This is a genomic window from Bacillus sp. P14.5 (assembly GCF_003316765.1).
Lineage (GTDB): Bacteria > Bacillota > Bacilli > Bacillales > Bacillaceae_B > Rossellomorea.
This window is the reverse complement of record NZ_NIJF01000091.1, coordinates 1-23781: the sequence shown is the minus strand read 5'-3', so window position 1 is coordinate 23781 and position 23781 is coordinate 1. Positions and strand designations below refer to the sequence as shown.

Below are 23781 nucleotides of genomic sequence, written 5' to 3'. Positions count from 1 at the left end.
ACTCCATAAAACCTCATTTTCCACATAACGAGCTATTATTTTATAATCTTTTCCATATAATCCAAACTTTATACATATGGACATAATACCGGAAAATAATATTTTTGCATTTTATAATACTAACATAGCCCCTATGTTACGTCAATTAATTTTCTTTTACAGACTTTAAAATCTGATAGCCTTTTTTCTTGGCGGCTATTTCGGCGTTTCCATAGATATCTTCCATCTTTTTGAATGCAGAGGCTGCACCTTGTTTCTTTTGTATCACAACCCACAACTCCCCGCCTTCAGACAAATGGTTATAGCTGTCTTCAAGAATTTCGTGAACAACCGATTTACCCGCCCGGATCGGCGGATTGGTCAGGATCGCAGAGAAACTCTTCTCGCCGACATTCTCAAAGCAGCTGCTTTCATAAATGGATACATTGGATATCCCGTTTTTATCGGCATTATCTTTTGCCAGTCCCAGCGCGCGTTCATTGACATCAACCATATGCACGGTGCGGTCTGGAAAAGCTTTCGCCATGGAAAGACCGATCGGGCCATATCCGCAGCCCACATCCAGCAGAGGGCCCGCCTTTTCATTTTCAATAAATGAATCGATCAGAAGACGGGAGCCAAAGTCAATTTCATTTTTCGAAAAGACGCCTTGGTCCGTTTTCAAGCGGAATTTAAAATCTCTCAATTCGACTTCCATCACTTGAGGATCACTTTTCACCTCAGGCGTGCGGGAATAATAATGATTCGACATCAAAAGCCTCCCATCCGGGGTGGTCACCCGATTGTTCTGCACAAAGGATGTACCGCCTGGTTCTACCAACTAACAGAACAAAAAAGCCCGCTATATAAGCGAGCTTCTAAATCTGTCGTGAATTACTTAACTTCTACGCCAGCTCCAACTTCTTCAAGTTTAGCTTTAAGTTCTTCAGCTTCCTCTTTAGAAATACCTTCTTTAAGAGCTTTTGGAGTGTTATCAACAAGTTCTTTCGCTTCTTTAAGACCAAGGCCTGTGATTTCACGAACAGCTTTGATAACTTTGATTTTTTGAGAACCAGCGCTCTCAAGGATAACGTCAAATTCAGTTTGCTCTGCAGCAGCGTCTCCGCCAGCAGCAGCGCCCATTGCTACAGGAGCAGCAGCAGTTACACCAAATTCTTCTTCAATTGCTTTTACAAGATCGTTTAAATCAAGAACAGACATTTCTTTAATCGCATCGATAATTTGCTCTTTACTCATTTTATATTTCCTCCTATATTATATGGAATAGTTTAAATTTTGTTTGCAAGTTAACTTGCAAGATTAAGCGCCTTGCTCTTCTTTTTGATCCGCAACTGCTTTCGTAGCCAACGCGAAGTTGCGCATTGGTGCTTGAAGCACGCTGAGAAGCATAGAAAGAAGACCTTCACGAGAAGGAAGTTCAGCGATTGCTTTAACTTCTTCTACAGAAGTAACTGTACCTTCTATAATACCCGCTTTGATTTCAAGAGCTTCGTGGTCTTTAGCGAAGTTGTTAAGAATCTTAGCCGGAGCCACAACTTCTTCAGTACTGAACGCAATTGCGCTCGGTCCAGTCAACACTTCATTCAAACCTTCGTAACCAGCGGCTTCAGCTGCACGACGCATCATTGTATTTTTGTATACTTTGAAGTCGATGCCAGCTTCACGAAGTTGTTTACGAAGTTCAGTAACCTCAGATACGTCTAATCCACGGTAATCTACAATGATAGTAGATACACTGTTTTTCATCTTGTCTGAGATTTCATCAACGATTTGTTTCTTTTGATCAAGAATGCTGCTCATCATTACACCTCCTGTAGATTTCTGATGAACATTCATACCGGTCTATCACAATAAAAATGCCTTCATATCGTAGTAGACATGAAGGCATTGCAGACGAATCTTCCGAATCGTTATATCGCAATTACCTCGGCAGGAATTTAAGCTTTATCAGCACCTGCTGTCTATGGTACAAATGTTATATATTTTTTAACAACAGAATGAATTATATATCACTCAATCCGTTAAGTCAATATCATTTTAATTATTTTACAGCGAATGTTGAAGGATCTACTTTCACTCCAGGACCCATTGTTGAAGTGACAGCTACATTTTTCATGTAAGTTCCTTTAGCAGCAGCTGGTTTCGCTTTAAGCATTGTATCAAACATCGTAGTGAAGTTTTCAACAAGCTTGTCAGTGTCAAATGATACTTTACCGATTGGCACATGTACATTTCCAGCTTTGTCAGCGCGGTATTCTACTTTACCTGCTTTGATTTCATTCACAGCTTTTTCAACATCAAATGTTACTGTTCCTGTTTTAGGGTTCGGCATTAAACCTTTTGGTCCAAGCACACGGCCAAGTTTACCAACTTCACCCATCATGTCAGGCGTCGCAACGATTACATCGAAATCAAACCAACCTTGGTTGATTTTCGCGATCATGTCTGCATCGCCTACGAAGTCAGCGCCAGCAGCTTCTGCTTCTTTCGCTTTTTCGCCTTTAGCGAATACAAGGACTTTTTGTGTTTTACCAGTTCCGTGCGGAAGAACAACCGCTCCACGGATTTGCTGGTCGTTTTTACGAGTGTCTACTCCAAGACGGAAAGCCACTTCTACTGATGCGTCAAACTTAGCAAAGTTTGTCTTTTTAACTAATTCAACCGCTTCTGTTACAGCGTAGTTCTGAGAACGATCAACTAGTTTTTGAGCTTCAAGATACTTTTTACCTTTTTTAGCCATTATAATTTCCTCCTAGATTGTGGTTTTAGCGGAATAACCTCCCACGAATAAAGGTTGCGAGTGAAACAACCATTTCATCATCGCAACCTCGTCCAACATGCACATTCAACTAATCTGAGTATTAGTCTTCGATGACAATACCCATGCTGCGCGCAGTACCTTCAACCATTAACATAGCCGCTTCCACGCTTGCAGCGTTTAAGTCAGGCATTTTTGTTTCAGCGATTTCACGTACTTTGTCACGCTTAACCGTTGCAACTTTGTTACGGTTTGGTTCACCAGAACCAGACTCAATGCCAGCTGCTTTCTTAAGTAAAACTGCAGCGGGCGGAGTTTTAGTGATGAATGTAAATGAACGGTCTTCAAATACCGAAATTTCAACAGGGATAATCAAGCCAGCTTGATCAGCTGTGCGAGCATTAAACTCCTTACAGAATCCCATGATATTAACACCAGCTTGACCAAGTGCTGGACCAACCGGCGGCGCTGGATTTGCTTTACCAGCAGGGATTTGCAACTTAACAACTTTAACTACTTTTTTAGCCACGAGACACACCTCCTTAAAGTCCGTGATGTGGTAATAGGGCCAGTATTGCCCTCCCACTCATTTAATAAATGTCTTTATCAACATAAAGAACTTGATTTGTAGTACAGCAGTCTCTCGCAGAGACAGACTGACTTATGAAATATTATCACTTATCCAAATTAATTTCAAGTTCTTTTAAATTATAATTTATCAATTTGTGTAAATTCCAGCTCTACCGGAGTTTCCCGGCCGAACATATTCACAAGTACTTTCACTTTTCCTTTTGCAGCATCAATCTCTTCAATCGAACCTGTAAAGTTGGCGAAAGGTCCCTCTGTCACCGTTACAGTTTCGCCCAGTTCAAAGTTGACTTCCATTTTCTTCTCTACCATTCCCATCTGCTTCAGAAGTGAATTTACTTCCTCGGGAAGAAGCGGCGTCGGTTTTGAGCCTGAGCCTGTCGATCCGACGAATCCTGTCACACCAGGTGTATTTCGGACTACATACCAAGAGTCATCCGTCATGACGATCTCTACGATTACATATCCAGGGAACACTTTCTTCTTGACTACTTTCTTCTTGCCGTTCTTAATTTCCGTCTCTTCTTCTTCAGGAACAACGACACGGAAGATCTTATCCTGCATCCCCATTGATTCAACTCGTTTTTCCAAGTTTGCTTTTACTTTATTTTCATATCCTGAGTAAGTATGGACCACATACCAGTTTTTCTCCATTTGTTAGGACTTTAAAGTCCGTCCCTCCTCTAAATTACATAATCATTATTTTCGCCCAAATGAAAAAACCCGGTTTTAACGGGTTCCTAGAAGTTTTGCGCTATTAAATGTCATTATACCATGAATCCTGCACCTATATACAATGCATTCTTTATTTCTCTATTGCCGCTTCAGTCAGACCGGAGCAGAAAAGAGTTATCTGCCGGGAATAAGACGGATGAGTTCAGAAATCCCTAAATCTATCACTGTAAAGAACAGTGCAACAAAAATAACAGTGGAAATGACTGTGATCGTGTAGCGGGTAAGCTCTTTGCGTTTAGGCCAGCTTACCTTTTTCATCTCTGATGAAACATTGCTAAAGAATTTAAACATCTGTTGTTACCTCCAACTTGGATATATCACCGGGCATTTATAGTAAAATATTACTTAGTTTCTCTATGAACAGTGTGTGCATTGCATGTAGTGCAGAATTTCTTTAATTCCAGTCTATCCTGCTTGCCGCTTCTGTTATTGGGTACGGAATAATTCCGCGAACCGCATTCGCTGCAAGCCAAAATCAGCTTGTTGCTCATACATCTCACCTGCTGTGCTTGTACTAAATTAGTCCTATCAAAAATAACATGGAGGTGACAATGTGTCAATAAGCCCTCCGTATATTACAGGGTGATTTCCCTTACTTCCAAATATCTTTCAAGCTTCCGTTTGACCCTTTGCAAAGCATTATCTATCGATTTGACATGACGGTTCAATTCCTCGGAGATTTCCTGGTAGGATTGTCCGTCAAGGTAAAGCGACAGTACTTTCCTCTCCAGATCACTGAGGAGTTCAGCCATTTTGTCTTCCATGCTGTCAAACTCTTCACGGTTGATGATCAACTCTTCCGGATTTGTAATTTTGGCACCCGTTATGACATCGAGCAGGGTCCTGTCCGATTCTTCATCATATATGGGCTTGTCCAAAGAAACATAGGAATTTAACGGAATATGCTTTTGGCGTGTCGCTGTTTTGATGGCAGTAATGATCTGCCGTGTAATGCAAAGCTCGGCAAATGCCTTGAATGAAGTCAGCTTATCTTCTTTATAATCGCGGATCGCTTTATACAGGCCGATCATGCCTTCCTGGACGATATCCTCTTTATCAGCGCCAATCAGAAAGTACGACCTTGCTTTCGCTCTCACAAAATTCCGATATTTTTTAATAAGAAAATCCAGCGCTTCACTTTCCCCTTGGTGAACCATCTCAATCACGGCTTCGTCGTCCATCGTCTCTAGTAGAGCTTTCAGTTCTCCTGTGCTGCTGTGAATGTCCACACATATCCCCCTCGCGGAAACAATAGATAGAAATATTATACAGTATATTTTTTGAAAGCGTCAACAGGTCATTGCTGTCCCCTGCGCCATTTTTCGAAAATTTCTGCCACTTCTTCTGTCAATGCGATTTTGGATGAAGGCTTTTTCTCCGCGGATTTCTTTACATTTCGTTCAATTTTTTTTTGAATCGACTGCATCTCATTAAAAAGTTCACGGGCTGATTTCCTCAATGCCCCCTGCCCGAATATTGCCCATTGTTCTGTGAAATCGGAGGTAGCAACATAAATCTGTGTCTTTATATTATTGAGTTCGATCGCCAGCTTCTCTATTCTTTCATCAGCTGTCTCATTTTCCCTGGTAAAAAAACATCAACTTTATAATTCTTGTATTTTCTTTCGATTCCAGTCACATAGTGCGCATCGAATATAACGATAACTCTGTAGCCGGTATACCCCTGATATTCCGCCATGCATTCCACCAAGCGGTCTCTGGCCGCAGCAAGGTCCTTATTCTTGAGTTCCCTAAGCTCCGGCCAGGCACCGATAATGTTGTAGCCATCAACAAGGAGGATGTTCATTCTCCCTACTCTCCTAAAGGATGGCGTTTACGGTAGACCTCATACATCAGAATGCTGGCTGCGACTGATGCGTTCAGTGATGTCACATGTCCAACCATAGGCATCTTAATAAGAAAGTCACATTTTTCTCTTATTAAACGGCCGATTCCTTTTCCTTCACTGCCGATGACAAGACATATCGGCAAAGTTCCATCCAGCCTGCGGTAATCATCTGCACCCTTAGCATCTGTTCCCGCTACCCAGACTCCTCTTTCTTTCAATTCGTCAATTGTCTGTGCAAGGTTGGTAACCCGCGCTACAGGAATATGTTCGATTGCCCCTGTTGATGCTTTCGCTACTGTAGCTGTGAGCCCGACGGCCCTTCTTTTCGGTATGATGATTCCATGAACACCTGAGGCATCCGCTGTTCTCATGATGGAACCAAGATTATGAGGGTCCTCCAGTTCATCCAGCATCAGGAAGAAAGGGATTTCCCCTCTTTGTTCTGCTCTGGCATACAGCTCGTCCATTTCTGCATACTGATAAGCTGCCACCTGGGCCACCACACCCTGATGGTTTTCCCGGACCATTCCCTCGATCTTTTGTTTCGGTACAAATTGGACAAGGACCTTCTTTTCTTTAGCCAATGTGGTGATCTGTCCCATTGACCCTTTCTGCGAGCCTTCGGCAACCCATATCTTATTGATATCCCTGCCTGATTTTAATGCTTCTAATACGGGATTTCTCCCGCCTATAAATTCACTGCTCATTATGATCCTCCTTTCTTAACATCAGTTGAACTATCTAACAAAACGGTATGAATCAATTCTTCCAGCCGGTCTTTGCGGCTTTGAAGAAATAAATAGCCGATCAAAGCTTCAAACGCGGTACTGTAACGGTACGTCTGTACGTCTGTATTCTTTGGGATGGTCCCTGACTTAGCATTCCGGCCGCGGCGGACGATCGCCTGCTCTTCTTCGGAAAGCACATCTTTATCTGACAGCCTCTTAAGCGCGGCCGCCTGCGCTTTCGCAGAAACATAGCCTGTCGCCGCTCGATGAAGATGGTTCGGCTTCACCCTTCCAGATTGAAGAAGGTGCTGCCGTACATACGTTTCATATACGGCATCCCCCATATAAGCCAGCGCCAAGGCGTTCATTTGTTTGGCATCTATGTTTTCATTTTGCTGATATAACATGTTTACCCTCTTTTCCAGCGAGTTCCCTGGGCAGTATCTTCCAGAATGATATTCATCGATTTCAGTTTGTCGCGCAGTTGGTCGGCAAGCTGAAAGTCCCGGTCTTTACGGGCCTGGATCCGCTGGTTGATCATTTCTTCAATTTCTTCATCCAGCAATTCCGCTTCTTCCAGCTTCAGTCCAAGAACCTCGAAAAATTCCTGGAAATGCTTCGAGAAGGCATCAATGACTGTAATCGAAGTATTCTTTTCCATCAGGTAGTAATTTGCCTGCCTTGAAAGTTCGAACAAGACAGAGATACCGTTTGCGGTATTAAAATCATCATCCATTTCTTCTGTGAACTGATCTTTAAGCGATGCGATCTTTTCCAGCCATTCTTGGTTATTATCCGTCAGCTCTGCAGAAACCTCTCTTCGATGCTTCAAATTCTCATAGGACGTCTTCAAACGGTCCAAACCGGCTTTAGCATTTTCGAGAAGTTCCAGGTTATAGTTGATTGGATGGCGGTAATGAACAGACAGCATGAAGAATCTCAAAACCTGCGGGTCCTGTTCTTTAATAATATCGTGGACAAGGACGAAATTCCCAAGAGATTTGGACATCTTTTCATTGTCGATATTAATATAACCGTTGTGCATCCAATAACGGGCAAATGTCTTGTTGTTCAATGCCTCTGACTGGGCAATTTCATTTTCATGGTGAGGGAATGCCAGGTCCTGACCGCCTGCATGGATATCGATGGTCTCTCCCAAGTACTTCTTCGCCATCGCGGAGCATTCGATATGCCAGCCCGGCCTTCCTTGTCCCCAAGGGCTTTCCCAGAAAATTTCCCCTTCTTTTGCAGCTTTCCATAGTACAAAGTCCAAAGGATCTTCCTTCTTGTCTCCCGCTTCAATGCGGGCTCCAACTTTTAAATCATCAATCGATTGTTGAGAAAGCTTTCCGTAACCGTCAAACTTCCTTGTTCGATAATAGACATCTCCTTGTGATTCGTAGGCATACCCTTTCTCAATCAATGCCAGGATAAAATCGATGATGATGTCCATATTTTCCGTTACGCGCGGGTGGACATCCGCTCTTTGGCAGCCAAGCGCTTCCGTATCTTCGTGATACGCGGCGATAAAGCGCTCCGCGACGGCAGGGACATCTTCTCCCAGTTCGTTCGCTGCCTTGATCAATTTATCATCTACATCAGTGAAATTCGAAACGAAATTCACGTCGTATCCTCTATATTCAAAGTAGCGGCGTACGGTATCGAACACTATAGCCGGACGGGCATTCCCGATGTGTATATAATTGTATACGGTCGGGCCGCAGACATACATCTTTACTTTGCCTTCTTCGAGCGGTTTAAATTCCTCTTTCTGCCTTGTGAGGGTATTGAATAGTTTAATGGTCATTTTGCCGGATATCCCCTTTCTTTTCTGCTTCTTCAAGCTTTTGCTTCAGTGCCAGGATCTGATTTTCCAAATCGGTACATCGATCTGCCACCGGATCGGGAAGGTCAGTATGATTAAAATCTTTGACCTTCACGCCATCTTTAATCACTACCTTGCCGGGAATGCCGACCACAGTCGAATTTGCCGGTACATCTTTCAGGACAACCGAGCCTGCTCCTATTTTAGAATTCTCCCCAACAATAATGGAACCTAATACCTTTGCGCCTGTTGCAACCAGCGCATTATCCCTGATTGTCGGGTGGCGCTTTCCTTTCTCTTTTCCCGTTCCACCCAAGGTGACCCCCTGAAAAATCGTTACATTATCACCGATTTCACACGTTTCTCCAATGACGACCCCCATGCCGTGATCAATGAAAAAACGCCGGCCAATTACCGCACCTGGGTGGATTTCGACCCCTGTGAAAAAGCGGCTCAATTGGGATATCACCCTTGCCAGGAAGTAAAATTTCCGTCTATAAAATGCGTGGGCCAGTCTGTGTGCCCAAATCGCGTGCAGTCCCGAATACGTCAAGATGACTTCAAGAGAGTTTCTTGCTGCCGGGTCCTGGTCGAATACGGTCTGAATATCTTCTCTAAGGTGTTTGAACAACTGATTACCTCCTTTCGCTTTCGTTAATTTCCTTTCTAAAGGTCAAAAGTTGCTGCTTCTTTCGTTTCAGCGGTTTATAAAAATTTCCTGACAGCTGCTTCTCGCCGCTTCTCCAAGTTATGCTGCTCTTCTGATGGAATCTTTTAGAAAAACAAAAAAAGCGCCTCTGTCCATAGACAGAGACGCTTTCGGCGCGGTTCCACTCTGTTTGGGTGAAACGGATTGCTTCTCCCCAACTTTAATTCCTTATAACGGAAGGAAACCGCCTTTACATACTATTTTCAATAAAGGACTCAGAGGTGCATTTCAAAAAACGAGAGGCTTAAACCACTTTCAGCCGGTGGCGGTTCTCTCTGGAAAGCTTCGTTTTTCTACTTCTCCTCATCAACACTTTTGCTTATTCGTTTTGTGATACTCTTAATATATTACAAACGATCGGAAATGTTAACCCAAAAGACTTTCAATTCGGTGCTTAACTTTATCTTTTCCTAAAAGTTCGATTGCATTCGGAAGCTCGGGGCCGTGCGTCTGGCCAGTTACCGCTACACGGATCGGCATAAACAATTTTTTCCCTTTATGCCCCGTTGACTTTTGAACTGCTTTGATGGATTTCTTGATTTCAGCCGCTTCATAATTTTCAAGCTGGTCGATTTCTTCTACAAACGCTTTTAGTACTTCCGGTACCTGCTCTTCTTCCAGAACGGCTTTTGCGTCTTGATCATAATCAATGTCCTTTTTGAAGAACATGCCTGAGAGCTCGACAATTTCTGCGCCAAAGCTCATTTGCTCCTGGTACAAAGCAATCACTTTACGCGCCCAATCCTGTTCTTCTTCAGCAGGATTTTCACTCACTCGCCCAGCCTTTACCAAATGAGGCATTGCTAATGCGGCTACCTGATCAAGATCAAGGTTTTTCATATACTGGTTATTCACCCAAAGAAGCTTTTGTTTATCGAATACGGCCGGTGATTTCGATAAGCGTTCAGGGTCAAAAATTTCGATGAACTGCTCTTTGCTGAACAACTCCTCTTCTCCTTTTGGAGACCAGCCCAATAAAGCAATGAAGTTGAACAGTGCTTCTGGAAGATAACCAAGTTCTTCGTACTGCTCGATGAATTGAATGATCGTTTCGTCACGCTTGCTCAGCTTTTTACGGTTTTCATTCACGATTAAAGTCATGTGGCCGTATACAGGTGCTTCCCAGCCAAATGCCTCAAAAATCATCAGCTGCTTCGGTGTATTGGAGATATGGTCATCACCGCGAAGCACATGTGTGATTTTCATTAGATAGTCATCGACCGCTACCGCAAAGTTGTATGTTGGAATGCCGTTCTTTTTCACGATAACAAAGTCGCCGATTCCATCTGATTCAAATGAAACATCATCTTTAACAATATCATTAAATTTATAGACCTTACCGGCCGGCACCTTAAAACGGATGCTCGGTTTGCGGCCTTCAGCGGCAAGCTTATCCTGTTCTTCCTTGGACAGGTTGGCGCACTTGCCTGAATATCTCGGCATTTCGCCTTTGGCCTGCTGAGCTTCTCTTTCCGCTTCAAGTTCTTCTTCCGTACAATAACATTTATAAGCAAGGCCTTTTTCCAAGAGCTCTTGATAGTATTTGCTGTAAATGTGATTTCTTTCAGATTGGCGGTATGGCCCATACTCTCCGCCTTTATCCACACTCTCATCCCAGTCAATGCCAAGCCATTCCAAATATTTCAGCTGGCTTTCTTCGCCGCCTTCAATATTCCGTTTCTCGTCTGTATCTTCAACCCTGATAATGAACTTTCCGCCTGTATTACGGGCAAAAAGATAGTTAAAAAGAGCTGTTCTGGCATTACCGATATGTAAATGTCCGGTTGGACTCGGAGCATAACGCACTCTGATTTCGTTTGTCATGAGTATTTCCTCCTCGATTCTCAGTATCTCTGCAATATTTTATCACCGTTGGGTGGATGAATAAAGCTATATTGTTGTTCCTGCATAAATAAAATTTAGTATTTTCACTGCCTATTACAAGCTCTTCCTATAAATAGGAACTATAGAACACTTCCGTCCCGTTAACGTCGTTGACTAATGCATTCCTGCAGACAATAAACAATTATTTGGATGATTTAACAACCAAAACCGTCGCCTGCGCAGCAATGCCTTCACCGCGGCCGGTGAAACCGAGCTTTTCGGAAGTGGTTGCTTTCACATTGACCTGTGAAATATCCGCTTCCAGGAGTTCCGCGATTCTTTCTCTCATTTGAGAAATGTAAGGGGCCATTTTGGGCATTTGGGCAATGATTGTGCAATCAATATTAGCTAATTCATAGCCTTCCTCTTTTACCAGATTCCAAACATGGGTTAACAATTTTCCTGAATCTGCGTCTTTGAATTCCGGGTCTGTGTCCGGAAAATGCTTTCCGATGTCTCCTGCTGCTATGGTTCCAAGGCATGCATCTGCTACAGTATGCAGAAGTACGTCTGCGTCTGAATGGCCCAGGAGCCCCCTCTCATAAGGAATGGTGATCCCGCCGATAATGAGCGGCCTCCCTTCCGTCAGTTGGTGAACATCGAATCCTTGTCCGATCCTGAACATACGAAACTTCCTTTCGGTTCTATATTTGCCTTCTCTTTGCGAGGATCGCCTCTGCAAAGTATAAATCTTCCGGCGTTGTTATCTTTATATTATCATAGTCGCTTTCCACAATTCCGACTTTTTCACCGAGCCGCTCTACAAGCGAAGCATCATCTGTTCCTGTAAATGAGTCTTCTTCCGCTCGCTGGTGGGCACCCATCAAGAGGCTATGGCAAAAGGCCTGGGGTGTCTGGACTTGCCATAAGCTCGAACGTTCGATGGTCTCCTCGACAATGCCTTCCGCAGCCTTCTTGATTGTATCCTTGACGGGTGCAGCCGCAATTGACGCCCCCATTTCACCGGCTTTCTTAACCAGTTCCTTAATGACTTCCCCTGTCACGAAAGGCCTGGCACCATCATGAACCAGCACCATTAGGTTGTTCTCGGCAGACTTTAAAGCATTATAAACACTATGCTGACGTTCCTTTCCACCCAGAACCATTTTCCGCACTTTGGTAATGCGGTGCTTGGCAGTCAGTTTCTCAAAACTCTCTTTATCGTCAGCATGGACAGCCAGAAGGATTTCTTCACAATCTGTGTCCCTCTCAAATACCTCCAAAGTATGGATAAGGATGGGCCGCCCCTCCAGCTCCAGCAGCAGTTTGTTCCTGCCGGCTTTCATCCGCTTCCCCTGTCCTGCCGCCGGAATGATCACTTGGTATTTCATATGTAAACTCCTATCCTTATCAGACTGATAAAAAGGCGGTGACAGAACTCTTTTCAGAGAACATAAGCCACCGCCGGTTTGATCATACTGTTATTATCTTTGTACCTTATAATGCTTTTTCCAGTTGTTTCGGCTTGGCAAAAATCATTCTTCCGGCAGACGTCTGGAGCACACTTGTCACCAGGACCTCAATGCTCTTGCCGATATAGTTCCTGCCTTCTTCCACCACTATCATAGTTCCATCATCGAGGTAGGCAATTCCCTGCTTCTGCTCTTTTCCATCCTTGATGACCTGGACGCGTAATTCTTCGCCAGGCAGGACGACAGGCTTCACAGCATTGGCTAAATCGTTGATATTCAAGACCTGAACGCTTTGCAGGTCGCATACCTTATTCAAGTTGAAGTCGTTTGTCACGACAATACCGTTCGTGATTTTAGCGAGCTTCACCAGCTTGCTGTCCACTTCCTGAATCTCTTCGAAGTCACCCTCGTAGATCTGGACTTCAATCGGCAGTTCTTTTTGGATTCGGTTCAGGATATCAAGGCCGCGCCTTCCACGGTTTCTCTTCAAGGCGTCTGAAGAGTCGGCAATGTGCTGCAGCTCTTCAAGGACGAACTGAGGGATCACGACGATGCCTTCCAGGAATCCTGTTTGGCATATGTCTGCAATGCGCCCGTCGATGATGACACTTGTATCAAGGATCTTCAGAGTTTTCTCAGGAACCTCGATCTCGTCTTCTGATCCTTTTTTCTTCGTTTTATTGCCCATGGAGAAAAGATTGATTAATTCATCCCTTTTCTTGAAACCTACCTGGAAACCTATGTATCCAAGCAGAAGGGTCAACAGGATCGGAACCACCGTATTAACGATTGGGATCTCCCATGAGTTAAAAGGAATTCCGAAAAGATAAGCTACGAACAATCCGATAATTAACCCCATGCTTCCAAAAAGGATATCCGTAACCGGGGCTTTTACGAGCGTATCTTCAAACCACTTCACAAGATTCACTGCGTACTTAACTGCCCAGAAAGTTAATATATAAAAAATAATAGCTCCTAAGATGGCAGTTATATAAGGGTTGTTTAATAAAGGTTCATCTGACAAATTGATTAATTTAAGTAAATCGGGAAGAAGAAAAATCCCCAATGTTCCTCCTAGTATAAGGAAACACGCTTGAACGATTCTCTTTAACATCCCCTCACCTCCTCCTACTCATTATAAACAATTTCCTTTTTTTGAAACGTATAAAAACAGAATATTTTTTGAATGTCATTAAAATGATACACGTTTGTTATCTTAGTATAATGCTGCTATTGCTCAGCCTTTGAAAAAAGGCTAACACTTAATATGACGGGTGTCAATTTTAAAAAAGGAATATTTTTACACAGTTGATTAAATGAAACAAATAGCCTATAGCTGCCTGTCAGCGAAAGTCTGTTCCCTGATCAGCTTCAACCCCTGCTTGATCTTTCGGGCTCTGACTTCACCGATGCCTTCCACATCATCCAGCCCCTCTACATCCGCTTTAAGGATATTAGGCAGGATCTCAAAATTCGTCACGAGATTCTCAATGATGACAATCGGCAGCCTTGGGATTTTGTTTAAGACCCTGTAGCCTCTAGGGCAGACTCCATCATCCAGGTGGATATATCCGTTGTACCCCAGCAGTTTAAGAAGCACAGTATCATCCAGAACTTCAGAATGGACCAGTTCTTGAAATTTGTGCAGGATATCAAAAGGTTTGATATCCCGGACATGGGAGTAATCCCTTATTATCAGCATCGCTTCCTCTTCGATATCTGAAAGAAGTTCATTCATTTGCAGTCTGATCAATCTGCCCTCCGTTCCCAGCTCACTTAAATAGGTCAAAAGTTCATTTTTGATTCGCAGGACCATTTCGAAGCGGTGCAGGACCTGCAGAAGATCACTGTATGTGACGAGCTCTTCAAATTCAAGCACAGAAAGGTTCGATATACTCTGGTCCAGCACGACCTTATACTTCTCAAGTGTCTGGATGGCCTGATTAGCTTTCGTAAGGATATTCGAAATATCCTTTAGCGCATACCTGAAATTTCCCTGATACAAGGTAATGACATTCCTTCTCTGGGAAATAGCAACAACCAGGGATTTGGTCTGCTTGGCTACACGCTCAGCAGTCCTGTGCCTCATGCCGGTCTCGGAAGAAGGTACAGTCGCATCCGGGGCAAGCTGCGCATTGGCCAGGATGATTTTTGTGCCTGAATCATTTAAGATGATGGCCCCATCCATTTTCGCCAATTCATAAAGATAACTCGGCGAAAATACACTATTAATATGGAACCCTCCGTCCACCAATGATTTCACTTTGTCATTGTAACCAATTACGATAAGTCCGCCGGTATTCGCCCTCAATACGTTGTCAATTCCTTCGCGGAGAGGAGACCCCGGAGCAACGAACTGCAGGATATCGGACATGGACTTATCCTGTACCTTCTTCTCGCTCATCTAATTATCCTCCTAAAATTTGCTTCAGTGCTTCGTTGATGTTTTTCACACCGACGATTTCAATTCCGGATGGCACTTTCCAGCCTCCGATATTGTTAGCAGGAATGATCACTCTTTTAAAACCAAGCTTTGCCGCTTCCTGGACGCGCTGTTCAATTCTGGATACTCTCCTGATTTCGCCTGTCAGCCCCACTTCTCCTATAATACAGTCGAAGGCATCTGAGGATTGATCCCTGAAACTTGAGGCAATGGAAGCAGCAACAGCAAGATCGATTGCGGGCTCATCCAGCTTTACTCCGCCTGCTACCTTTAAATACGCATCCTGATGCTGAAGCAGGAACCCTGCCCGTTTCTCTAGTACAGCCATGATCAAGGATACCCTGCTGTGGTCTATTCCTGTCGCCATCCTCCTCGGATTATTGAAGCTTGTAGGAGTAACGAGCGCCTGAATCTCTACAAGTACCGGCCTGGTGCCTTCCATAGAAGCGACTACCGTCGATCCGGCTGCTCCCTGGGATCTTTCTTCAAGAAAGATCTCAGATGGATTATCCACTTCTTCAAGGCCGAGCTCCTTCATTTCAAAGATTCCCATCTCATTAGTAGAACCAAACCGGTTTTTGACAGCTCTTAAAATTCTGTAAGCATGGTGCCTCTCGCCTTCAAAATAGAGCACGGTATCCACCATGTGTTCCAATAGTCTGGGACCGGCAATGGACCCCTCTTTTGTAACATGCCCGACTATAAATATGGCAATTCCTTTTGTTTTGGCAATCCTCATTAATTCTGCGGTACACTCCCTGACTTGTGAAACACTGCCAGGAGCTGAAGTTACCTCGGGATGGAAAACGGTTTGAATGGAATCGACAATCACAAATTCCGGCGCAATCTCTTCGATGGTTCCATGGATTGCTTCCAAATTGGTTTCGGCATATATATATAAATCGTCTGCTTTTATTTCAAGGCGGTCTGCCCTAAGTTTCGTCTGCTTGATTGATTCCTCACCTGATATATATAGAACTTTGTGTTTACCCTCAGCCAACTGGGATGAAACCTGCAAAAGCAATGTGGATTTCCCTATACCCGGATCTCCCCCAATCAGGATCAGCGAACCTGGAACGACCCCTCCGCCAAGTACCCTGTTCAGTTCTTTGGAGTCCGTTTCCACCCGGGGTTCCTGCTTTGATTGAATGGATACCAGTTTCTCAGCCTTTGATGGGCCTTGCTCTATGGAATGTTTAAAAGCTCCCCTCGGCTGTTTCCCGGTAATCTCCACTTCCTCAACCATCTTATTCCACTCTGAACAGCCTGGACATCTTCCCATCCACTTGGCTGATTCGTATCCGCAAGACTGACACATGAATTTGGTTTTTTCTTTGCCAACTATATAACCTCTCTCTTCATATCTATGTGAATTATTTTATTGAAATACTTCTATTGGGAATGATTGTAGCTTTTTTACGGGAAGGTTACAAATTTGAGGAATTTCAAAGTTTTAAAGTCCACGGCAGCAGTACTTCTTTGTTTAAGCGTGGAAATGTGGCAGATTGCCTCTTCTTTTAAACCATTGTGCAGGACTAATTCTTAAACCCTTGCTGCTCTATCACTTGAATTTCGAATTTCAATCACCATAGTCCCCTTCCATACAGGGGCATTCCCCGGCCTAGTGACTAATCGAAATCAACATTTTTAGACACAATCTTGTCCGAAAACAAGAAAAGGCAAGCCAAGAGCAGCCTTCTTTCCTTAGGAGGAGGCACTTGAAAAGTGATCCTCTCACAGGAAAGACTAGTTGGCTGCTCTTGCTTTGCTTTACTTGACCTCTATGAAGGTGTATTGGTGGTTTCTCTCATTTTGACTGTGAATTCTTTATCTTCCACATCTATGAGTACACTTTGCCCTGTAAGGACAGTTCCTTTCAGAAGCTCTTCAGACAGGCGGTCCTCGATATGCTTCTGGATGGCACGGCGCAGTGGACGCGCCCCGTATTCAGGATCAAAGCCTTCATCCGCGATCTTCTCCTTGGCTGCATCGGTCAGCTCAAGGTTGATATCCTGCTCTTTCAATCTATTTGTCAATTGATCGGACATCAATGTCACTATCTCTTTTAAATGATCTTTTTCAAGCGAATGGAAAACAATGATCTCATCGATACGATTCAGGAACTCTGGGCGGAAGGCTCTTTTCAGCTCTTCCATCACTTTTCCTTTCATATCTTTATAATCCTGCTCACCATCCTGGATGTTGAATCCGACATATTTATTCTTTTTCAGCGATTCAGCTCCAACATTCGAAGTCATGATCAGAACAGTATTCCTGAAATCGACGGTGCGCCCTTTACTATCCGTCAGACGGCCGTCTTCCAGCACTTGCAGAAGAATATTGAACACATCTGGATGCGCCTTTTCAATCTCATCCAGCAGGACGACGGAATATGGTTTGCGGCGAACCTTTTCTGTCAGCTGTCCGCCTTCCTCATATCCTACATACCCCGGAGGAGATCCAACAAGACGGGATGTCGAGTGTTTTTCCATATACTCGGACATGTCGATCCGGATCATGGATTCTTCATCACCGAACATAGATTCTGCGAGCGCCCTTGCCAACTCGGTCTTACCTACACCAGTCGGCCCAAGGAATACAAATGAACCGATAGGCCTCTTAGGGTCTTTCAAGCCGGCTCTTGCTCTTCTGACAGCTTTAGAAACCGCTTTGACTGCTTCATCCTGCCCGATTACGCGTGAATGGAGAATCTCTTCAAGCTTCAGAAGCTTATCCGTTTCAGTCTGTGCCAGTTTTGAAACAGGGATTCCGGTCCAGCTGGATACCACTTTGGCGATATCTTCGACTGTAACTTCTGTATTCTCCTGCCCTTGCTTTTCTTTCCAGGTTTTCTTTGTTTCTTCAAGCTCTTCTCTTAAACGCTGCTCTGTATCTCTAAGGGATGCAGCCTTCTCAAATTCCTGGCTTTGGACTGCAGCATCCTTCTCTTTCCTAATCTCTTCAAGCTTCACTTCAAGTTCTTTAAGGTTAGGAGGGGTCGTATAAGATCGCAGCCTTACCTTGGAACCAGACTCATCAATCAAGTCAATCGCTTTATCTGGAAGGAAGCGGTCTGAAATGTAGCGGTCAGAAAGCTTAACAGCTGCTTCAATCGCTTCATCCGTGATGGAAACACGGTGATGGGCTTCATAACGGTCCCGAAGGCCTTTTAAAATTTGAACGGACTCATCCGGTGTCGGCTCATCCACCTGGATCGGCTGGAACCTTCTTTCCAACGCGGCATCCTTCTCGATGTATTTACGGTACTCATCAAGCGTCGTTGCACCAATACACTGTAATTCACCGCGGGCAAGGGACGGCTTCAGGATATTTGATGCGTCGATAGCACCTTCCGCACCGCCTGCACCAATTAATGTGTGGAGTTCATCGATGAAGAGGATGATATTGCCCGCCTGGCGGATTTCATCCATGACCTTTTTAAGGCGGTCCTCAAATTCACCACGGTATTTGGTCCCTGCAACGACAGTACCCATATCCAGCGTCATGACACGTTTGTCACGCAGGATTTCAGGCACTTCATTATTGACGATTTGCTGTGCCAGGCCTTCAGCGATTGCTGTTTTACCGACACCAGGTTCACCAATCAATACCGGGTTGTTCTTCGTTCTTCGGCTGAGCACCTCAATAACGCGCTGGATTTCCTTGCTTCTCCCGATGACCGGGTCAAGGCTGTCTTCCCTTGCTATCGCGGTCAGGTCCCTTGCCAGGCTGTCCAGCGTAGGTGTATTTGCATTTGTGCTGGTACCGCTTTGATGTCCGTTGGATTCGTTGCTGCCAAGCAGCTGTAATACCTGCTGTCTTGCTTTATTCAAGCTTACACCAAGGTTGTTCAGCACTCTTGCCGCTACACCTTCTCCTTCACGGATCAATCCGAGAAGGATATGCTCGGTCCCCACGTAGGAATGACCCAGCTTTCTCGCTTCATCCATGGACAATTCTATAACCTTTTTCGCTCTGGGAGTGTAATGGATGGTTTGGGAGTTCTCCTTGCCTTTCCCAATCAGCCCTTCCACTTCCTTCTGAATTTTTTCAGGGCTCAAGCCCAAGGCAGTCAATCCTTTAGCTGCAATTCCTTCACCCTCGCGCACTAACCCTAAAAGAATATGTTCTGTACCGATGTTGCTGTGAGATAAACGGATAGCCTCTTCCTGTGCCAAAGCCAATACCTTTTGGGCTCTTTCAGTAAATCTGCCAAACATCATAATCGTCTCCTCCTAACTGCTTCTATTCTCAAGTTTAAGTCGTTCCCGAATAAAGGCCGCTCTTCTTGTATCCCTCTCGTCAGGGCGGAGCGGACCGCCTGAATATTGTTGTAAAAACCCGGGCTGGGTCAGTATCATTAATTCATTTAATATATTGCGGGATATATTTTGTATATACCCTAAATCAATGCCCAATCTCACATCTGACAAACATTTTGCTGCTTCTTTTGATTCAATGATTCTGCAATTCTCCAAAACACCCAGAGAGCGGAACACTCTGTCTTCTAATTGTATGTTTGAAGTTTTCACTAATGCTTCCCGCGCTGATTGTTCTTGGGCAATAATCTGCTTAACGACTCCCGTTAAATCATCCACGATGTCTTCCTCGGATTTTCCGAGAGTGATTTGATTGGAGATTTGAAAGATGTTACCTAAAGCTTCGCTGCCTTCACCGTAAATTCCTCTAACAACTAATCCAAGCTGATTGATAGCGGGAATGATGCGGTTCATTTGCTGGGTGATGATCAAGGCAGGAAGGTGCATCATCACTGAAGCTCTCAGCCCTGTACCCACGTTCGTCGGGCAGGAAGTCAGATACCCGCTTTTTTCATGAAAAGCGAAGTCCAGCTTGCTCTCCAGCCAGTCATCTATTTCACCTGCTTTCTGCAGCGCTTCCTTTAATTGTAGACCCGGATATAAACACTGTATGCGGATGTGGTCTTCTTCGTTGACCATGATACTGATATCTTCCTTTTCTGAAAGAATTACCCCGCCATAACTGGAATCATCGGCCAAATTGGGACTGACAAGGTGCTTCTCCATCAATACACGCTTCTGCAGCGGCTGCATATCAGACATCCTTAAAAATTCGAGGTTTCCATGTTCCCCAGACTCTCCCATAATACTCTCCTGAATCTTTTCGAGGATTTTATTCGCTTCCTCTGAAGAAAAAAGAGTAGGAAAGAGGTAATTGCTCAAGTTGCGGGCAAGGCGGATACGGGTGCTCAATACCACATCAGAGTTCGGTCCTTCCTCACTCATCCACGAACTCGAGGCTTGGCTCAAAAACTTTTCTAATGACATTACTTCCCGCCTCCCTCTTGCCGAATTTCCTTCTCAAGGGAACGAATTTCATCCCTCACGCCAGCTGCCTGTTCAAACTCTTCATTCTGAATGAGCTGCTGGAGCTCGGCTTTCAAACCAGTGACCTTCTTCTTTAAATGAATCGTGCCGCCCATCCGCGAAGGGACCTTGCCATGATGCTCCACATTTCCGCTGTGGACCCTCTTCAAGATCGGCGTCAATTCTTCCTTGAACGTTTCATAACAATTCGCACAGCCAAACCGCCCTACTTGAATGAACTGTTGAAATGTTAACTTGCACTTCTCGCATTGAAGCACCTCCTGTGAGGATATGTGCTTCTCCTGCTGTTTCATAGCGGGACTTAAATTCAAAAGACCGGAAAGGAGGCTGTTGACGGAGAAAGAAGGAGAACCTTCGAACATGAACATTTCACCTTTTTCCTGAGCACACTTTTCACATAAATGGACTTCTGTCTTTTCCCCGTTCACAATTTTTGTAAAATGGAGAGTGGCAGGTCTTTCATTACACTCCTGGCAAATCAATTCAACTCACCTCTCCTATTTATATTTCAACGTAATCAGCATCGCCTTCAGCATCCTTGCCCTTAACTCATCTCTCTCAGGCAATTCAATATAAAGCACCGAACGATCCATTACGCTTAACATTATTTTCGCTTCTCTTAATGTAATAACCTCTTCTTCCACCAAACGATATACCAAATCTTCAGCTGCACTTTGAGCGACCCTGGAATCCACAAGGGAAATCAACTGGTCGACAAGATGGGCATGATCGTGGGAATGCACTTTCATAATGCGGATATATCCGCCGCCGCCCCGTTTACTCTCTACCATATATCCCCGTTCAATGGTGAACCTGGTATTGATTACATAGTTGATTTGAGAGGGGACACAATGAAACTTGTCAGCAATTTCGCTGCGTTTAATCTCCACAATCTCATTGCCGCTTGATTCAAAAACCGTTTTAAGATAGTTTTCGATGATATCGGAAATATTCCTCATCAGGCCTCCTCCTCTTTTGACTTTGACTATATTTGACTAAGATTATACAACAGAACAACTTATGAATGCAATCGATTAATCTGCCTTAAAAGTTTTCCCAGGACCAGGGGTTTCTTAAACCTGTGAATTGAGGGAATATATAAGAATGTTTGCTTTCGTGACAGTCACGCCCCGGTATTTGTCGAATGTTCCCCAGCATAATCTTACAAAAAATTTTAAGCCACTAAGCTGCTGCTGACTTTTGATCCTCTACAATCACCTCGTTAGTTCAGGGGAATTCTCTGACATAAGCCTAAGTAATATTGATCCGTTAATCAAAAAAAATCAGCTTATGTTACACTTAAATTAGCTAAGCTGCTAAGTTTCTATCTCTTTAAGTAATGGAGTTCTGCTTTTCTTAATGCGTATTGGAGCAGAAGTGTACAGTCTTATTCGAAAAGTGTGAGCAATTGCAGTTCTAAGGAATTTGGAACCACAATCAGCGACAATATCTTTGAAAACAGACTAACTAATAGATCCGATATTAAACAAGGGGTGTACCATGACGCACAAAAACAATAAATTAATCTATCCGCTCATTCTGTCACTTATTGTTATACTTTCTGGCTGTAACGATAATGAGAAGTCCGTATATTTATCTTTGACGGGAGAAAGTAAAACATGGAAACTAACCGGTTATGAAATGGAGATATCTCCAGAAAGCTTTAAAGCAGGCAATGGAACTCTCATCATGAAAGATGCGGAGGAGTATAATTCAGACTCTATTTACTTTGAAGCTCACGCAATCATTAACGGTAAAGATTTCAAGGTGCATACTGGTTCAGAGGCAGGTACAGGAATTGATATAGCAGAGAACTCTACTGGGAGCATTGAAGGTGGTGAATATGTGAATGAAGCCGGCCGCCCTATTACCTTTAACGAAGTCAGTAACATATATGTGGTAGTCGAATGGAGAAATATGGATAAAGGTGAAAGTATTAAAAAAAATATTCCTTTGTATACCAACTCTAGTAAAGAGGATAGTTTTTGAACTAACTGCGGCATTTATTCAAGAGAACAATAGCGCTCAAAAAATTCTACCCTCTGCCTATTAATAAGAGAAGTTAGGTACATAACCGTAATTCGCAGAACAAATCAACAGGAAAAAGGATTAGAGGTACCATTATCTCTAATCCTTACTCAGTAAATGCCCGTATATATACTCCATGAATAGCAGCCGCTGAAAATTCTATAAATTAAAAGGAGAAATACTTTTATTTATTGTAAGTTTCTCTATTAAGGAAACTAACTCACTCATATTTCACACTCTCCAATAATTTCTTCATACCTGGGATTTTCTATGCGGGCTGTTCTTCCTTGACCTTTTTGCTCCACCCCATCCTCGCTCCTACGTACTTTGGGGGATCTCCCCCTTTTCTTTGGAATACAAAAAAAGCACCACTCCGGGTACTCTCTGATTGCCTGGCGACGTCCTATTCTCACAGGGGGAGTCCCCAACTACCATCGGCGCTGAAGGCGAGGACGGCGATGAGCGGCGAATCTCTTCGTCCGCTTCGCTCGTTCGCATCCTCATGGGCAGAGCCCATTCCGGTGCTCTCTCCCTCTCTTCCTCGACCTTCTTGCTCCTCCCCTTCCTCGCTCCTGCGTCATATTGAGTTGCGGAAAGGAAGAGGATCTCCTCTATTTTCTTTTCAATACAAAAAAAGAGCACCACTTCGGGTACTCTTTGAATTGCCTGGCGACGTCCTACTCTCACAGGGGGAGCCCCAACTACCATCGGCACTGAAGGCGAGGACGGCGATGAGCGGCGAATCTCTTCGTCCGCTTCGCTCGTTCACATCCTCATGGGCAGAGCCTATTCCGGTGTTCTCTCCCTCTCGTCCTTGACCTTCTTGCTCCTCCCCATCCTCGCTCCTGCGTTTTATTGATGGGCGGCAGGGGATCTCCCCCTTTTCTTTTGGAATACAAAAAAAGAGCACCACTTCGGGTACTCTCTGATTGCCTGGCGACGTCCTACTCTCACAGGGGAGACCCAACTACCATCGGCACTGAAGGCGAGGACGGCGATGAGCTGCGAATCTCTTCGTCCGCTTCGCTCGTTCGCATCCTCATGGGCAGAGCCCACTCCGGTGTTCTCTCCCTCTCGTCCTCGACCTTCTTGCTCCTCCCCATCCTCGCTCCTGCGTCTTATCAATTTGCGAAAGGGAAGAGCAGTCTCTCCTTTTCTTTTGTAACACAAAAAAGAGCACCCCTCGGGTACTCTTTAAATTGCCTGGCGACGTCCTACTCTCGCAGGGGGAGATCCCCCAACTACCATTGGCGCTGAAGAGCTTAACTTCCGTGTTCGGCATGGGAACGGGTGTGACCTCTTCGCCTTAATCACCAGACATATTTAGTTGAAAGAACATCGTTCTTTCAAAACTAGATAAAGTGTCAGAAGAAAGAAGAAAGTATTCCGAGTTTCGCTAATAATTCGTGGTTAAGTCCTCGATCGATTAGTATCTGTCAGCTGCACGTGTCGCCACG

25 protein-coding genes, 1 rRNA gene, 1 pseudogene and 2 other annotated features are annotated in these 23781 nt (G+C 44.2%); of the genes and pseudogenes, 1 reads left to right on the top strand and 26 read right to left on the bottom strand.

Features of this window, described 5'->3' with window-relative positions:
• Positions 1-145: 145 nt before the first annotated feature.
• The 24 genes and pseudogenes from B9Z54_RS17775 to B9Z54_RS17660 form a co-directional block, all read right to left on the bottom strand.
• Positions 146-751: a class I SAM-dependent methyltransferase gene (locus B9Z54_RS17775; RefSeq protein ID WP_113929746.1), complete on the bottom strand. Its 606-nt coding sequence runs from the start codon at positions 749-751 to the stop codon at positions 146-148.
• 122 nt (positions 752-873) lie between these two features.
• On the bottom strand, positions 874-1236 hold the full coding sequence (rplL, locus tag B9Z54_RS17770) for a 50S ribosomal protein L7/L12 (protein WP_113929745.1): 363 nt from the start codon (positions 1234-1236) through the stop codon (positions 874-876).
• 63 nt (positions 1237-1299) lie between these two features.
• On the bottom strand, positions 1300-1800 hold the full coding sequence (gene rplJ, locus B9Z54_RS17765; protein ID WP_113929744.1) for a 50S ribosomal protein L10: 501 nt from the start codon (positions 1798-1800) through the stop codon (positions 1300-1302).
• 43 nt (positions 1801-1843) lie between these two features.
• Positions 1844-1985 (bottom strand) — a sequence feature (ribosomal protein L10 leader region).
• A gap of 56 nt (positions 1986-2041) precedes the next feature.
• Positions 2042-2740 (bottom strand): 50S ribosomal protein L1, encoded by a 699-nt coding sequence (gene rplA / locus B9Z54_RS17760; RefSeq protein ID WP_113929743.1) that lies wholly within the window; start codon positions 2738-2740, stop codon positions 2042-2044.
• A 121-nt stretch (positions 2741-2861) separates the two neighbouring features.
• Positions 2862-3287, bottom strand: a complete 426-nt coding sequence (gene rplK, locus B9Z54_RS17755; RefSeq protein ID WP_148941924.1) for a 50S ribosomal protein L11 — start codon at positions 3285-3287, stop codon at positions 2862-2864.
• 179 nt (positions 3288-3466) lie between these two features.
• Entirely contained in the window at positions 3467-4000 is a 534-nt protein-coding gene (gene nusG, locus B9Z54_RS17750; protein ID WP_113929741.1) for a transcription termination/antitermination protein NusG, read from the bottom strand.
• A 195-nt stretch (positions 4001-4195) separates the two neighbouring features.
• A complete protein-coding gene (gene secE / locus B9Z54_RS17745; protein WP_113929740.1) occupies positions 4196-4372 on the bottom strand; it encodes a preprotein translocase subunit SecE in 177 nt (58 codons plus the stop codon).
• Positions 4373-4422: 50 nt separating this feature from the next.
• Complete coding sequence (rpmG, locus tag B9Z54_RS17740; RefSeq protein WP_113929739.1) at positions 4423-4572, bottom strand: 50S ribosomal protein L33; 150 nt, start codon at positions 4570-4572, stop codon at positions 4423-4425.
• An 84-nt stretch (positions 4573-4656) separates the two neighbouring features.
• A complete protein-coding gene (sigH, locus tag B9Z54_RS17735) occupies positions 4657-5310 on the bottom strand; it encodes an RNA polymerase sporulation sigma factor SigH (RefSeq protein ID WP_275887825.1) in 654 nt (217 codons plus the stop codon).
• A 68-nt stretch (positions 5311-5378) separates the two neighbouring features.
• Positions 5379-5887, bottom strand: a pseudogene (locus tag B9Z54_RS17730) (NYN domain-containing protein).
• Positions 5888-5892: 5 nt separating this feature from the next.
• The gene (rlmB, locus tag B9Z54_RS17725) at positions 5893-6636 is read right to left on the bottom strand and encodes a 23S rRNA (guanosine(2251)-2'-O)-methyltransferase RlmB (RefSeq protein WP_113929738.1); all 744 of its coding nucleotides are present in this window, start codon (positions 6634-6636) and stop codon (positions 5893-5895) included.
• Complete coding sequence (locus B9Z54_RS17720; RefSeq protein WP_113929737.1) at positions 6636-7064, bottom strand: Mini-ribonuclease 3; 429 nt, start codon at positions 7062-7064, stop codon at positions 6636-6638. Before B9Z54_RS17720 ends, rlmB begins: the two co-directional genes overlap by 1 nt.
• 2 nt (positions 7065-7066) lie before the next feature.
• On the bottom strand, positions 7067-8464 hold the full coding sequence (gene cysS, locus B9Z54_RS17715; protein WP_113929736.1) for a cysteine--tRNA ligase: 1398 nt from the start codon (positions 8462-8464) through the stop codon (positions 7067-7069).
• Entirely contained in the window at positions 8454-9113 is a 660-nt protein-coding gene (gene cysE / locus B9Z54_RS17710; protein WP_113929735.1) for a serine O-acetyltransferase, read from the bottom strand. Before cysE ends, cysS begins: the two co-directional genes overlap by 11 nt.
• A gap of 175 nt (positions 9114-9288) precedes the next feature.
• Positions 9289-9510 (bottom strand) — a binding site (T-box leader).
• Positions 9511-9557: 47 nt separating this feature from the next.
• Positions 9558-11015, bottom strand: coding sequence for a glutamate--tRNA ligase (gltX, locus tag B9Z54_RS17705; RefSeq protein WP_113929734.1), 1458 nt, complete (start codon positions 11013-11015; stop codon positions 9558-9560).
• A 202-nt stretch (positions 11016-11217) separates the two neighbouring features.
• Entirely contained in the window at positions 11218-11700 is a 483-nt protein-coding gene (gene ispF / locus B9Z54_RS17700) for a 2-C-methyl-D-erythritol 2,4-cyclodiphosphate synthase (protein WP_113929733.1), read from the bottom strand.
• Positions 11701-11719: 19 nt separating this feature from the next.
• Entirely contained in the window at positions 11720-12406 is a 687-nt protein-coding gene (ispD, locus tag B9Z54_RS17695; protein WP_113929732.1) for a 2-C-methyl-D-erythritol 4-phosphate cytidylyltransferase, read from the bottom strand.
• Positions 12407-12512: 106 nt separating this feature from the next.
• Positions 12513-13601 carry a PIN/TRAM domain-containing protein gene (locus B9Z54_RS17690; protein WP_113929731.1) on the bottom strand — a complete coding sequence of 363 codons (1089 nt, stop codon included), beginning with the start codon at positions 13599-13601 and terminating at the stop codon, positions 12513-12515.
• A gap of 216 nt (positions 13602-13817) precedes the next feature.
• Entirely contained in the window at positions 13818-14891 is a 1074-nt protein-coding gene (gene disA, locus B9Z54_RS17685) for a DNA integrity scanning diadenylate cyclase DisA (protein WP_113929730.1), read from the bottom strand.
• Positions 14892-14895: 4 nt separating this feature from the next.
• Positions 14896-16248, bottom strand: coding sequence for a DNA repair protein RadA (radA, locus tag B9Z54_RS17680; protein WP_113929729.1), 1353 nt, complete (start codon positions 16246-16248; stop codon positions 14896-14898).
• Positions 16249-16711: 463 nt separating this feature from the next.
• The gene (gene clpC, locus B9Z54_RS17675) at positions 16712-19153 is read right to left on the bottom strand and encodes an ATP-dependent protease ATP-binding subunit ClpC (RefSeq protein WP_113929728.1); all 2442 of its coding nucleotides are present in this window, start codon (positions 19151-19153) and stop codon (positions 16712-16714) included.
• A 12-nt stretch (positions 19154-19165) separates the two neighbouring features.
• Positions 19166-20236: a protein-arginine kinase McsB gene (mcsB, locus tag B9Z54_RS17670; protein WP_113929727.1), complete on the bottom strand. Its 1071-nt coding sequence runs from the start codon at positions 20234-20236 to the stop codon at positions 19166-19168.
• A complete protein-coding gene (mcsA, locus tag B9Z54_RS17665; RefSeq protein ID WP_113929726.1) occupies positions 20236-20778 on the bottom strand; it encodes a protein-arginine kinase activator protein McsA in 543 nt (180 codons plus the stop codon). The genes mcsB and mcsA overlap by 1 nt, the downstream gene beginning before the upstream one ends.
• Before the next feature lie 15 nt (positions 20779-20793).
• Positions 20794-21258 (bottom strand): CtsR family transcriptional regulator, encoded by a 465-nt coding sequence (locus tag B9Z54_RS17660; RefSeq protein ID WP_481747804.1) that lies wholly within the window; start codon positions 21256-21258, stop codon positions 20794-20796.
• Between the two features lie 538 nt (positions 21259-21796).
• Here B9Z54_RS17660 and B9Z54_RS17655 point away from each other — a divergent pair.
• A complete protein-coding gene (locus tag B9Z54_RS17655) occupies positions 21797-22285 on the top strand; it encodes a hypothetical protein (RefSeq protein ID WP_113929724.1) in 489 nt (162 codons plus the stop codon).
• A 357-nt stretch (positions 22286-22642) separates the two neighbouring features.
• On the opposite strand, the gene B9Z54_RS17650 is transcribed toward B9Z54_RS17655, so the two are convergent.
• Together B9Z54_RS17650 and rrf are read right to left on the bottom strand one after the other, a co-directional pair.
• Positions 22643-23038 (bottom strand): hypothetical protein, encoded by a 396-nt coding sequence (locus B9Z54_RS17650; RefSeq protein ID WP_162785278.1) that lies wholly within the window; start codon positions 23036-23038, stop codon positions 22643-22645.
• A 487-nt stretch (positions 23039-23525) separates the two neighbouring features.
• Positions 23526-23642: ribosomal RNA gene (rrf, locus tag B9Z54_RS17640) — 5S ribosomal RNA — on the bottom strand.
• Between the last annotated feature and the right edge of the window lie 139 nt (positions 23643-23781).

What these genes read in the sequence shown, in the direction of transcription:
- B9Z54_RS17775 (WP_113929746.1), bottom strand. Translation starts at nt 751, where the DNA reads ATGTCGAATCATTATTATTCCCGCACGCCTGAGGTGAAAAGTGATCCT.
- rplL (WP_113929745.1), bottom strand. Translation starts at nt 1,236, where the DNA reads ATGAGTAAAGAGCAAATTATCGATGCGATTAAAGAAATGTCTGTTCTT.
- rplJ (WP_113929744.1), bottom strand. Translation starts at nt 1,800, where the DNA reads ATGAGCAGCATTCTTGATCAAAAGAAACAAATCGTTGATGAAATCTCA.
- rplA (WP_113929743.1), bottom strand. Translation starts at nt 2,740, where the DNA reads ATGGCTAAAAAAGGTAAAAAGTATCTTGAAGCTCAAAAACTAGTTGAT.
- nusG (WP_113929741.1), bottom strand. Translation starts at nt 4,000, where the DNA reads ATGGAGAAAAACTGGTATGTGGTCCATACTTACTCAGGATATGAAAAT.
- secE (WP_113929740.1), bottom strand. Translation starts at nt 4,372, where the DNA reads ATGTTTAAATTCTTTAGCAATGTTTCATCAGAGATGAAAAAGGTAAGC.
- rpmG (WP_113929739.1), bottom strand. Translation starts at nt 4,572, where the DNA reads ATGAGCAACAAGCTGATTTTGGCTTGCAGCGAATGCGGTTCGCGGAAT.
- rlmB (WP_113929738.1), bottom strand. Translation starts at nt 6,636, where the DNA reads ATGAGCAGTGAATTTATAGGCGGGAGAAATCCCGTATTAGAAGCATTA.
- B9Z54_RS17720 (WP_113929737.1), bottom strand. Translation starts at nt 7,064, where the DNA reads ATGTTATATCAGCAAAATGAAAACATAGATGCCAAACAAATGAACGCC.
- cysS (WP_113929736.1), bottom strand. Translation starts at nt 8,464, where the DNA reads ATGACCATTAAACTATTCAATACCCTCACAAGGCAGAAAGAGGAATTT.
- gltX (WP_113929734.1), bottom strand. Translation starts at nt 11,015, where the DNA reads ATGACAAACGAAATCAGAGTGCGTTATGCTCCGAGTCCAACCGGACAT.
- ispF (WP_113929733.1), bottom strand. Translation starts at nt 11,700, where the DNA reads ATGTTCAGGATCGGACAAGGATTCGATGTTCACCAACTGACGGAAGGG.
- ispD (WP_113929732.1), bottom strand. Translation starts at nt 12,406, where the DNA reads ATGAAATACCAAGTGATCATTCCGGCGGCAGGACAGGGGAAGCGGATG.
- B9Z54_RS17690 (WP_113929731.1), bottom strand. Translation starts at nt 13,601, where the DNA reads ATGTTAAAGAGAATCGTTCAAGCGTGTTTCCTTATACTAGGAGGAACA.
- disA (WP_113929730.1), bottom strand. Translation starts at nt 14,891, where the DNA reads ATGAGCGAGAAGAAGGTACAGGATAAGTCCATGTCCGATATCCTGCAG.
- radA (WP_113929729.1), bottom strand. Translation starts at nt 16,248, where the DNA reads ATGTGTCAGTCTTGCGGATACGAATCAGCCAAGTGGATGGGAAGATGT.
- clpC (WP_113929728.1), bottom strand. Translation starts at nt 19,153, where the DNA reads ATGATGTTTGGCAGATTTACTGAAAGAGCCCAAAAGGTATTGGCTTTG.
- mcsB (WP_113929727.1), bottom strand. Translation starts at nt 20,236, where the DNA reads ATGTCATTAGAAAAGTTTTTGAGCCAAGCCTCGAGTTCGTGGATGAGT.
- B9Z54_RS17655 (WP_113929724.1), top strand. Translation starts at nt 21,797, where the DNA reads ATGACGCACAAAAACAATAAATTAATCTATCCGCTCATTCTGTCACTT.